Genomic DNA, 11,568 nt, shown 5'->3' with positions numbered 1-11,568 from the left:
CGGTTTCGCTTCCATGCAATTGGTTAACCAGCATCTCTTTGCCGATTATGGAATAAAAAAGGCACCAAAACAAGTGCCTAGTAAAATATTTATATAAATATATGTATGTTTGTACGCAAAGTAAGGGCTTATGAATCCATAATAAATGCTTGATGGCGATATTGACCATCATCATCTGTAATGGACTTTAGATAGACTTTTGTCTTTTCTTTCCATGCGTCGTGAGCCTCATCACTTAGCCTTCCAGTCAAGCGTTGCCAACGCAGATAAATCAGCCACGTGTTTAACACATCACTTTCGCAATAAGTGGTTAAGGTCTGCCAATCACCGCTCGCGACCAAATCCCCCACCATGCTGCCATCGACATCGGTTTTTCCAGGTAAGCCATAGAGGCTTGCGACCACATCCATAGGCTGGCGAGGGCTGGCGCCAAATTGACTAAAGCGATCCATGAGGTCTAAATGGCGACTGTGATAACGATTAACGTAGTTATCAAAGCGCATATCGCGCGCGTTATCGCCTTCTTCAAACAATAAAGGCACGCTTAAGTCATACAGCATGGCACGATACATAAGTACAGGCAGATCAAAACCTGAACCGTTCCAACTGACCAGTTGCGGCAGGTCATCAAATTGGCTGAAGGCTCGAAAAAATTTGCGTAAAATCTCGCATTCGGACAACTGCTCCGAGCTTAAAGAAAACAGCTGCTTGATTTGTCCGTCTTTAATATATAAAGCAGAGATACAAACAATCCGCTGGAGCGGTGTACGCATAAAATCGTGCCCTGACTCTTGGATGCGCAAGGATTTTAGCGCGCTTAAGGCGTTATCATCGTTTAATCCCATCAGTTCAGGATAAATACGCTTCGCCGCTTCAATGTCGGCGACAGTCTCAATATCAAAAACCAAAACGGGATTGTATGGCAAATCGTGGGTCATCGTATTTCCTACACAAAGGCGGTCGCCGCATAGGATGCGGCCTCAAACCAAAACATATAAACAGACAAGAAGAAAGATTAGTCCTCAACGCCGAACAGTCCCGTCGATAGATAACGATCGCCACGGTCGCAAACGATAAAGGCGATTACTGCATCAGGATTCGCCGCGCCAATCTGCATCGCTGCCCACGCCGCTGCGCCCGAGGACACGCCTGCAAAAACGCCTTCACTACGGGCAAGTTTGCGCATATAGCGCTCGGCGACGCTTTGGTCAACGTCCATCACCTCATCAACCAGTTCGGCGTCAAAAATACCTGGCATATATTCAGCAGGCCAGCGGCGAATACCAGCAATAGACGCACCTTCATCAGGTTGTAGGCCAATGATTTTAATCTCAGGATTTTGTTCTTTTAAGTAGCGTGCCACACCCGAAATCGTGCCAGTGGTGCCCATTGAGCTGACAAAGTGGGTGATGCGCCCATTGGTCTGCTGCCACAGCTCAGGTCCTGTGGTTAAGTAATGGGCTTCTTTATTGTCGGCGTTATTAAACTGATCCAGCACCACCCCTAGGCCATCCGCTTGCATTTGCAGTGCCTTGTCACGCGCCGCTTCCATACCTTCATCCACCTCAATTAAGGTCGCGCCGTAGGCTTTCATCGCGTCTTTACGCTCTTGGGTTGAGTTGGTTGGCATTAATAAAATGATGGGATAACCACGCATCGCTGCCACCATGGCAAGGGCAATACCTGTGTTGCCGCTGGTCGCTTCGATTAAGGTGTCGCCAGGGGTAATGTCGCCACGTTTTTCAGCTTGATAAATCATATTGAATGCGGCGCGGTCCTTTACAGAGCCTGCGGGATTATTGCCTTCTAGCTTGGCAAGCAGTTGCGTGTTGTCGCTGATGCCTTCTTCGGTTGGCAAGCGGTGCAATCTGACCAATGGCGTTTGACCCACACAGTCGGCAAGCGCTGTGGTTTGGGTAATAAAGGTGGCATTGCTTGTGGGCTGAGAAGACATAACGCATCCTTGATGGCAAATTGTAATAAATAATCAGGTATATATAAAATGCACTGCTGAGGCATCAATATCATGCCTACAGGTGCGTGTATTTGAAAATTCAGACAGGAAATGGCGCCATTATAGCATTTTGTGTCTCTCTGCGCGTATCTGTGCATGGGCGATACACCGCTTTACTGTTAAAATAGCGCGCAGTCTTTTTATTTTTACTCTCTGATGGCTTAGGGTTTTGGGCATCAGCAATCGGTGATGAGCATGGCTTACAAAAAGCGGTTTGATACCAGTACGGCATATGGGCAGTTGATTTTATTGGTGTTTTTGCCTATTTGTGTGCTCGCCATGGTGGGTGGGCTGCTGGTATTTCATGAAACGATGCGTGCCAGTGAATCTGAGCAGCAAGCGCTTGCTGAGGCGGTACTCATTCGTTACAAACCCATGGCCACCGAGCTGATACCGACCTTGCTGGAGCAAGAACGCCAGCAGCGCGAAGACAATCAAGGGGTGGTTGATGATATTGTAGAAAACCGCAGCTCGCAGCCGACCCGCCGCAGCAGCCTCAAAGACACGCAGCCGCTACTCTCAAATCAACCAACCGAATACTACAGTAACAGCTTGGGCTACATGGTGAGCAGCGCGCCCACGCTGGGTAATGTCGTGGCGCCTGTACCACAAAATACAGCCAGCGCTGACAGTATTGACGGTCAGATGAATAAAAATGATGTACCGACAGGGGCGATTGCACAGCTGGTGATGATACGTGACAGATTGAGCCGTATGCAGTCGGAGCAGCATGTACAGCGCATCGCAATTATTCGCGAAAACAATCAAGTTTTGGCCACAGTCGGTTATGGTATTGACGCCACATGGCCAATGATTGACCCAAACACCCATTTTTTATCACAAAAAAGCACGCCCATTGGCACAGCTTACGGCACGTATTTGGGTGAGTTTGAAGGCCAAAATCTGTGGCTGCTCATCGATATGGACAATGAGCCGCTGTACATTGCCCGCTATCGTATCGCGATGGCGCTGATGGTGACGGGGCTGTTTACCATTTTAATTTTATTACTAAGCCTGAATATCTATGCCAAGCGCTGGATTGCGCCGATTTATGAGCTGCGCTTGCAGTTGCAGCGTACCAATGTGGACAATCTGTATAAGCCCATTCCTGTGGAATCGGACGGTGAGCTGAACTTATTACAGCAGGATTTGGTCAAAACCTTGCGCCGCTTGCACAGCAGCTTTCAAGAGCTAAAAAGTCATGCTGAGCAGACTGAGGACGACTTACGTCTGGCGTTTGATGAGATGGAAATGCAAAACATCTCCATTCGTAATGCGCGTGATGCCGCGATTTCGACCAGCCAAGCCAAGTCGGCGTTTTTGACCAATATCAGCCACGAGCTGCGCACCCCTTTAAACAGTATTGATGGCTTTATTAATTTGCTGGCGCGTCATGGCGAATTAAATCCTGAGCAGGACTTGTATGTCCAGACCATTCGTAAGTCGTCGGCGCATTTGCTGGCGCTGGTGAATGATGTGTTGGACTTTTCTAAAATCGAGGCAGGTAAACTGGTGCTGGATCAGCATGAGTTTGACCTGTATGACACCATTTATGATGTGGTGGACATGCTCTCGCCAGTCGCCGCAGAAAAAGGGCTGCGCATGGCGGTGATGTTTTATAACGATGTGCCGATGCAAATAATCGGCGATGCGCTGCGCCTCAAACAAATCTTAACCAATATCGTAGGTAACGCGATTAAATTTACCGATACAGGCGAAGTGTTGGTGCGTGTCAGCCTCGATGATCATCAAGACAACTGCCTGACGATTAGTGTGCAAGACAGTGGCAAAGGCATCTCGCCCGATGCACAAAAAAGTCTGTTCCAAAGCTTTAGCCAAGGGGACCCATCAATCACCCGCCAATATGGGGGAACGGGGCTTGGCTTGGTGATTTCTAAGCAGCTGGTGCGCTTGATGGGTGGTGAGATTGGTTTTTATGACAATGCCCAAGAAAACATCGACAAACAAGGCGCGACTTTTTGGTTTAGAATGCCCATGCATGTTGATGCGCTTGAGGTGCCTACGGGTGATAGCATCGCGCCGCCAGTATTGTCACCGCTGGCACGCATGCACGATACTTTCCGCATGCTGGTGTGGATTAATCACAACGCCTCAAAACAAGTCTTAAATGCAAGCTTGCAAACGCTGCCCATCAGTATTACCCACGCCAACTCCTTACCAGGACTATTACAATCATTAAAAGAGCAGGGTAACGAGTGGGATTGGGTGGTTGTTGATACCGATACCCAAGATGACATGATGGCATTGTTAAAACAAATTCGCCTGCATTATCAAGGCAAGCTGGCGGTCTTTGGTTATCAAGTCAGTGCCAATCAGCACCTTTTAGGGCGCTATCATGCCAAGATGCTTTACGAGCCACTTGATAAACGCCAGCTGTACGCCATGCTCGACACCGCAGGCAGCAAAGCGCCTGTTGTGAACACACCGCGCTGGGAAGGAGTGACCGTACTCGCGGTAGACGACCATCTGCCCAACCTACTGGTGCTCGATGCCTTGTTAAGCGAGCTGGGTATTAAAGTCATTACCGCCAATAGCGGCTTTGAAGCGATTGAGGTGGTCAGTAAAGCGCACGTGCAAAAAAATAAAGGCAACAAGACGCAGCGCCTTGAGCACAAGCCTGCACAGTCCAAAGCCGAACAGCGCCAACAAAACACGCCAGATGCCGAAGATAAAGGCAGCATAAGCGAAGGCATTGATTTGATATTTATGGACATTCAAATGCCGCGTATGTCTGGTCGAGAAGCGGCGGCGCAAATTCGTAACATCGAAGGCGGAGAACGCCGCATTCCCATCATTGCCTTGACCGCGCATGGCCTCTCTGATGAGCGCGACAAACTGATGGCAATCGGTATTGATGATTATGTGGGTAAGCCCATCAGCCAGCCGCAGCTACTGCAAGTCTTACAAAAATGGCTGGGACGTACAGAGAGCTTTGCGCATGGCAATGCGACCGAAACGGCGGTACAAGCGGCGGCGTCTATGGCAATGCACGCCACCGAAACGCCAATCAATCGCCCGCTGTCTTTGAAAAAAATTCGTGATGGCTACGTTAAGGATGTGACCAACAGTGTGCTTAAAAGCGCAACCTCAAACAGCGCTATCGTGGATACCTCTGACGACTCCCAAGACGGTGCTGGTTCTGAGTCTGAATACAGCTCAGGGTTACATTTTGGTCTACACAGCCCCATGCCAAGTACCCATGAGCACCATACAGTACTCGACTGGGAAGACGCGCTCATGCGCTCAGCCAACAAGCCTGACTTGGCCATCAAGCTATTGACCATGATGATTGATAGTGTCGATGAAGAAAAAGAGGCCCTTGCGCGCGCATGGCAAGCGCATGACCGCCAGCAGTTGGGGCAAGTTGCCCACCGTATTTTGGGTGCCAGCCGCTATACGGGTGTGCCTGAGCTGCGCTTTGCCAGCCAAAACCTTGAAGACAAATGCTTATTAAACACGCAGCACACCACCTCCGTACAGTTTGCCATGCTCACCCCTTATTATGAGGCATTACAGCATGCACTTGATAATCTAAAAACGGCGGACTTAAAAGCCCACCCACAGCTGCAGTTTCATTTGCTCAGTGAAAATGACATGACTTGGAAAATGATTTGATGGTTAAAGGCACAATGTGTTACCAAGAATGACTGGTGCTGCCTCAGTCAGTTGCGCACAATAACCACTATTATACGATGCAACATTTATTGACTGGTTGAGACAATAACGCGCATTGACGCATGGTTTTTGGCGGGTCATATTGATTTTACGCCATGCTTTGTCATTTTTCGATGACCGTTTTTGATAATAGGGTTTGCACGAAATGACGAGATGCATGGCGATTGTATACCGCCACTATTATAGATAAGGAAAAACCATGCATCCGCACGCCGTTGCCACCTATTGTTATAAAACCTTACAAGTCCGTATCGATGATGCCATCGTCACTTTGACGCTATATCGTCCTGACAAAAAAAACGCCATGAGCATTGAGATGATGGAGGAGCTGCTACAAGTGGCGCAGCATATCCGTGCGGATAAAACCTTACGTGCGGTCATCGTCACTGGCGCGGCAGATACCTTTTGCTCAGGTATTGACCTTGGTGATTTGAATCAATCAAAGCGCCAAGCGTGGATTGTCTGGCAACTGCTAAAGCCCACGCGCAGTCTGTTCCAAGAGGTGTGCCTTGTATGGCGTGAGTTACCGATTCCTGTGATTGCAGCGCTTTCAGGGCACTGCCTTGGCGCAGGGTTACAGCTGGCGCTGGCGTGCGATGTGCGCTTTGCCCATACAGATACAAAGCTTGCTATTATGGAAGCTAAATGGGGACTTGTCGCAGATATGGGGCTGAGTCAATCGGCGCTAGGACTGGTGCGCGCCGATGCGCTTAAAGCACTAGCGATGAGTGCGGAAGTTTGTGATGCTAAGACCGCGCTAGATTATGGCCTGATTACGCGCCTTTGCGTAAATCCTCCTGATGAGGCAATGGCCTTAGCAAAACAAATTGCCAATCGTTCTCCTGATGCGGTGCTGGCAAGTAAACAGCTTATTAATGGTATGCAATCAGTATCGACGACCACTTTATATAAAGAAAAGCTATGGCAGCTAAAACTGTTACTCGGCAAAAACCGTAAGCGTGCGGTACAACGCGCAAAGGACAGTAGCGTGTCTTTTTTAGCGCGTCAATGGTGAGGCAAAAGAGCACCAAAAATATTGCTGCCTTTAATCGAGCGTGTTTCTGATGCCGTATCAGTTTTACTTAGGTTTTACTATAGCTGATTATTCAAACATACCTTATTTTTAAATGTAAAAGCATCCTTATTTTTGCTCCTTGGGTATTACCAAGCGGGGCATAGGGTGTTTTATTTTTTCTTATCACAACATGACGGTTATCTTTATGTCTGCTATCAAACCCAATCTGCCCAATCCAAATGACCGTGTGCGCTCCTCAGATCTACCTGTTGCATGGATTATGATGCTCGGCCTCATGGTCGCTATAGGTCCCTTATCTATTGATATGTATTTACCTGCGCTGCCTGCCATGGCGGATAGCTTTGGGGTATCGACCGCTTTTATTGCCAACTCTGTACCCGCTTATTTTGTTGGTCTGGTCTTTGGTCAGCTGTTTTATGGCCCATTTAGTGACCGTATCGGGCGCGTCAAGCCGTTATATATTGGCATGAGCCTATACGTGGTCGCCTCCTTGGTGTGCGCGACGACAAATAATGAATATATTTTGTTTGTTGGGCGGACGGTTCAGGCTTTGGGTGCTTGTGTGGGAGCAGTTGTGACGCGGGCTGCCATTCGTGACCGCCTTACCGCAAAACAAACCGCAAAAGCCTTTTCAATTATGATTTTGGTAATGGGTCTTGCACCGATTTTAGCGCCACTATTAGGCGCACAATTTTTGGAGTTTTTTAGCTGGCATTCTATTTTTTGGTTCTTAACTGCCTTCGGTCTATTGAATCTTATATTAACCAAGTTCTTTTTTACTGAAACCTTGGCCGAAGAGAACCGCAATTTACGTCCCGCTAGAGAAGTGCTCAGTCAGTACTGGGACTTATTAAAGGACCCTACGTTTAATTATCCTGCTATCGGTGGGGGGCTATTAATGGGTTCTATGTTTGTGTATATCAGTGCGGCATCTGAGCTGCTTATGGACACCTACGGTGTCTCTGCACAACATTTTAGTTGGATATTTGGATTTAATGCTGCAGGCTTTATCGCGCTGACCCAGCTGAATCAATGGTTGACCAACCGCTTTCGTATACTCAGCTTATTGCGCTTTGGCGCGCTGGTGCAGGTCGTAGCCTCAGGCGGACTGTTTGTTTTGGGGTCGCTCTTTGGTAGCGATGCATGGTTGCCGCTGGTCTTGGTGTGTATCTTCTTTTGTATTGCAGGCTTGGGTTTGACGCAGCCAAATGCGTCAGCGATTGCGCTCGCATTTCAAAAGCGCCGCGCAGGTATGGCTAGCGCACTACAAGGCTCACTGATGTTTTCTGTCGGTATCTTTGGCGGGCTTTTATTGAATCTATTTGCTGTCAATCCAGTGTTAAAACTGGGTATAACCATGTTTGCCTTAATGGCAACAGGGTGTTTTTTGGTTTGGAAAATAGACAAAACATTGAATCTTGATGATGCAGAATAATATTTATCAAAATAACCATAAAAAAATTAAGGAATTATAATATTCAAACACAACATAAGTTCATAATGAGTAAAAATAATAGACGCTTAAAAAAGTATACGTATTCTTGATAGACAATAGTTCTTTAAATTGTTGATAATTAGACTATTTTCTTTCATTATTTATTCAGTTGCAAAGATAACATTAGATAATAATTGCATTTCTTAGATTGCTTCAGTATTATTCGGTGTAACTGCATGTAATAAATAAACCGCATATTTGTCATTTAATATTGCTGGTTTGTAAAAAAAATGCGAAAACAGGTTCAGAACTTCACGAAGTAACAAGGATGTGTCATGAAACAGCTTTATCGAATACTCCCGCTTGTATTGAGCGTAGGTATGGTTGGGTGCAACAACTCAAGCCAACCAGAAACGACCGCCAGCAATAGTACGCAAGAAAAGGGCCAAGATGCGTTTGTTAGTAGTTTGCCAGCAGATGCGCCTGTTATCAAAGTAGCGACCACAGGCACCATGCCTCCATTCTCATTTCAAGACGATTACGGCAATATGCAAGGCATCGACATTGATTCGATCCGTGCTATCGGTGAAGAAGAAGGGTTTAAGGTCGAGTTTTATAAAGAGACGTGGCAAGACATGTTTGACAGTGTAGAGTCAGGCAGTCGTGACCTAGCAATTTCTGGTATTTCTTATAAAGATGAGCGTGCAGAAAGATACGGACTCTCTAATTCTTATTTCTTCAACCCTGCGGCCGTTATGTACGCAAAACCAGAGTTAAACGTTAATAGTTTAGATGATTTGCAAGGTAAAAATATCTCTGCAATGGAAGGCTCTAAGCAGGTCGATCAAGCACTTGCGATGGGTAAATACAGTAACTTCTCAACAAGAACTACGGCGTTTTTATTGTATGAAGATTTGATACAAGGCAAAACGGATGCCATTTTGCATGATTTGCCGATTCTTCAGTACACCGCCAAAAACCATCCTGAATACAAAGTAAACATTGTTGCTTATGAAGGGGAAGACAATCCTTCAGCACAGCAGGTCATCCTAATGGCTAAAGGTAATGATGAGTTGATTAACAAAGTCAATGACGGTATTGCCAAACTAAAAGCAAGTGGTACGTTTGCAAAAATTGGTGAAAAATGGCTTGGTGAGCAAGGTGCAGCACCTGAAAACGCGACAGCAACCAATAAAGAGGGAGCGTAATCATGGCGACAACTACTACAAATAACGGTCGTTACCGTGGCTTGATTATTTCGATTGCGCTGTTCTTATCTTTGATTGGCGCTCTTTTGGCCTTTACTTTTTATACATCAAGCTTGCTTGAGCGTAATACGGTTTTGATTGACCAAACCAACCAAGTTGCCAACAGCGCACAGGCGGTAATTAAAGACTTGTTCGACTTAGAAAGCAGCTATGGTGAAGATACCAACTCACCGCACATCCAACGTGTGCTTGAGCGTTTAGAAAACAATACCAACCTAATCAACCAATCAATCGATCAGATTGGCACAGGTGGTACGATTACTGTTGATGATAACAGCTATACCTTGCCAACCATCAGTGGTGAAGCGCAGCAAAATCTACAAGTCGCTGATGCGCAGTGGAAATTATTAGAGCCGCGTATTCAGGCGTATTTAAAAGACGCAGATAACGTTATGGTTGATTCTAGTGATGAATTGACTCAGGCAGTAGAGCAGGCGAAAACCTCAAGTCTATTGATGAACGAATCATTAGGCGACTTGACCAACGAAGTATTTGAAGACGCTGAAAACCAAGCGCGTACCATTCGTTTGATTCAGATTTTGGGTGTTGCGGCGATTTTGGGCTACTTCCTAATCTTTATCTTCTTCTTCGTACGCCGTCTACGTGAAAGTGATGCTGAAGTACTCGAAGCCCGTCGCGAGACCGAAGAGATTCTAGAGACCGTAAACACAGGTCTGTTCCTACTTGATAAAGACCTAAACATCGGTCAGCAGCACTCACGTGCACTAGAAGGCATTATCGGTACGCAAAAATTGGCTGGTGAGAACTTTGCGCAAGTACTTCGTGGCCGTATTTCAGACAAAGACCTATCAACCACGCGTCAGTTTATTGAGCAGCTCTACAACCCACGCGTAAAAGAGAAGCTGGTAGACTCACTCAATCCGCTACACAAAGTGATGCTACACAATACCTCAGGCGAGCAAAGTAAAGACAGTCGCTTCCTTGACTTTAAATTCTCACGTGTTTATGAAGACAAAGAAATTGCCCGTATTTTGGTCAACGTAAGTGACGTTTCAGACGCGGTCATGCTAGAGCAGCGCCTAGAAAAAGAGCGTGCGCAAAATGACATGCAGATTGAGATGTTGACCACCATCTTGAATGTAAATCCAAAAGTGATCAACGAGTTTATCAATAACACGAAGATCAACATCGATAAAATTAACAATATCCTGAAAAACCCAGGTAGCTCACAGTACGAGCTAGAGAACAAGCTCAAAGCCATTTATCGTGAAATGCACAGCTTAAAAGGTGAAGCCTCTGCACTTAAGCTACACAGCTTTACTAAGATTGCATCAGAAGCAGAAGACAAATTATACGCGCTACAAAACCAAGGCAAGCTCTCTGGTAACGACTTCTTACCATTGACCGTACAGCTTGATGAACTGCTTAGCCTATCAAACACCATCGAAAGCTTGGGTCAGCGTATTAATAGCTCATCACCTGCAGCTACCAGTACAGTGGCAGCCAGCACAGTAGCAACCGACAACAGCACAGCCCCCATTGCGGCTGACGTCACAGATGCAGTAATCAGCTTAGATGATGAAAACGATCATTTGTACAGCTATTACCAAAACTTTGCGCGTGAGATTGCAGCTCGCCAAGGTAAGCAAATTAACCTAAACAGCGACAGCCTAAAAGATGTGCGCATCCCGCAACATCTAAACAAAGCGGTCAAAGAAATCAGCATCCAGCTGCTACGTAATGCTATCGTGCATGGGGTGGAGTCGCCTTCAGTACGTATGGGACTGGGTAAACCTGCAGCGGGTAATACAGACTTGACCATGCAAAACAACGGCAAAGAGTTTGTCATTACCATTCAAGACGATGGTCAAGGCATTGACTATGATAAGATCCGCGATCGCTTAGTGACACTGGGTCGCTATAGTATTGATGAAGCACGTGAGCTTGAGCGCGGAGAGCTATTAAACGCACTGTTTTCATCAGGATTCTCAACCAAAGAATCAGCGGATGAAGATGGTGGTCGCGGTGTGGGTCTGGATATCATCAAAGCACAAGTTAAAGAATATGATGGTACGCTCAATGTAAATAGTGAGCTTGGCAAAATGACACGTTTTGTCATTACCCTGCCAAACGCTTAAATTAAGGATGATAAATACTT

Annotated in this window: 7 protein-coding genes; 5 read left to right on the top strand and 2 right to left on the bottom strand. The window is 46.4% G+C overall.

The annotated features are described in order from the left end of the window. Positions 1–128: 128 nt before the first annotated feature. Positions 129–938, bottom strand: coding sequence for a 3'-5' exonuclease (locus JIE71_RS03840; protein ID WP_199507407.1), 810 nt, complete (start codon positions 936–938; stop codon positions 129–131). Between the two features lie 77 nt (positions 939–1,015). Then, entirely contained in the window at positions 1,016–1,954 is a 939-nt protein-coding gene (gene cysM, locus JIE71_RS03835; protein ID WP_199507406.1) for a cysteine synthase CysM, read from the bottom strand. A 255-nt stretch (positions 1,955–2,209) separates the two neighbouring features. Here cysM and JIE71_RS03830 point away from each other — a divergent pair, with 255 nt between their 5' ends. From JIE71_RS03830 to JIE71_RS03810, 5 genes are all read left to right on the top strand, one after another. Further along, positions 2,210–5,650 (top strand): ATP-binding protein, encoded by a 3,441-nt coding sequence (locus tag JIE71_RS03830; protein WP_228284530.1) that lies wholly within the window; start codon positions 2,210–2,212, stop codon positions 5,648–5,650. A 259-nt stretch (positions 5,651–5,909) separates the two neighbouring features. Further along, positions 5,910–6,725, top strand: coding sequence for a crotonase/enoyl-CoA hydratase family protein (locus JIE71_RS03825; protein WP_199507405.1), 816 nt, complete (start codon positions 5,910–5,912; stop codon positions 6,723–6,725). A gap of 205 nt (positions 6,726–6,930) precedes the next feature. Beyond that, entirely contained in the window at positions 6,931–8,181 is a 1,251-nt protein-coding gene (locus tag JIE71_RS03820) for a multidrug effflux MFS transporter (protein WP_228284529.1), read from the top strand. A gap of 335 nt (positions 8,182–8,516) precedes the next feature. Beyond that, positions 8,517–9,389, top strand: a complete 873-nt coding sequence (locus JIE71_RS03815; protein ID WP_199507404.1) for a transporter substrate-binding domain-containing protein — start codon at positions 8,517–8,519, stop codon at positions 9,387–9,389. Between the two features lie 2 nt (positions 9,390–9,391). Further along, positions 9,392–11,548 (top strand): ATP-binding protein, encoded by a 2,157-nt coding sequence (locus JIE71_RS03810; RefSeq protein WP_199507403.1) that lies wholly within the window; start codon positions 9,392–9,394, stop codon positions 11,546–11,548. Positions 11,549–11,568 lie beyond the last annotated feature (20 nt).

It is taken from the genome of Psychrobacter sp. bablab_jr014, assembly GCF_016464015.1.
Classification (GTDB): domain Bacteria; phylum Pseudomonadota; class Gammaproteobacteria; order Pseudomonadales; family Moraxellaceae; genus Psychrobacter.
The sequence above is the reverse complement of the archived record's forward strand: the minus strand, read 5'-3'. Positions and strand labels throughout refer to the sequence as shown.

What these genes read in the sequence shown, in the direction of transcription:
- JIE71_RS03840 (WP_199507407.1), bottom strand. Translation starts at nt 938, where the DNA reads ATGACCCACGATTTGCCATACAATCCCGTTTTGGTTTTTGATATTGAG.
- cysM (WP_199507406.1), bottom strand. Translation starts at nt 1,954, where the DNA reads ATGTCTTCTCAGCCCACAAGCAATGCCACCTTTATTACCCAAACCACA.
- JIE71_RS03830 (WP_228284530.1), top strand. Translation starts at nt 2,210, where the DNA reads ATGGCTTACAAAAAGCGGTTTGATACCAGTACGGCATATGGGCAGTTG.
- JIE71_RS03825 (WP_199507405.1), top strand. Translation starts at nt 5,910, where the DNA reads ATGCATCCGCACGCCGTTGCCACCTATTGTTATAAAACCTTACAAGTC.
- JIE71_RS03820 (WP_228284529.1), top strand. Translation starts at nt 6,931, where the DNA reads ATGTCTGCTATCAAACCCAATCTGCCCAATCCAAATGACCGTGTGCGC.
- JIE71_RS03815 (WP_199507404.1), top strand. Translation starts at nt 8,517, where the DNA reads ATGAAACAGCTTTATCGAATACTCCCGCTTGTATTGAGCGTAGGTATG.
- JIE71_RS03810 (WP_199507403.1), top strand. Translation starts at nt 9,392, where the DNA reads ATGGCGACAACTACTACAAATAACGGTCGTTACCGTGGCTTGATTATT.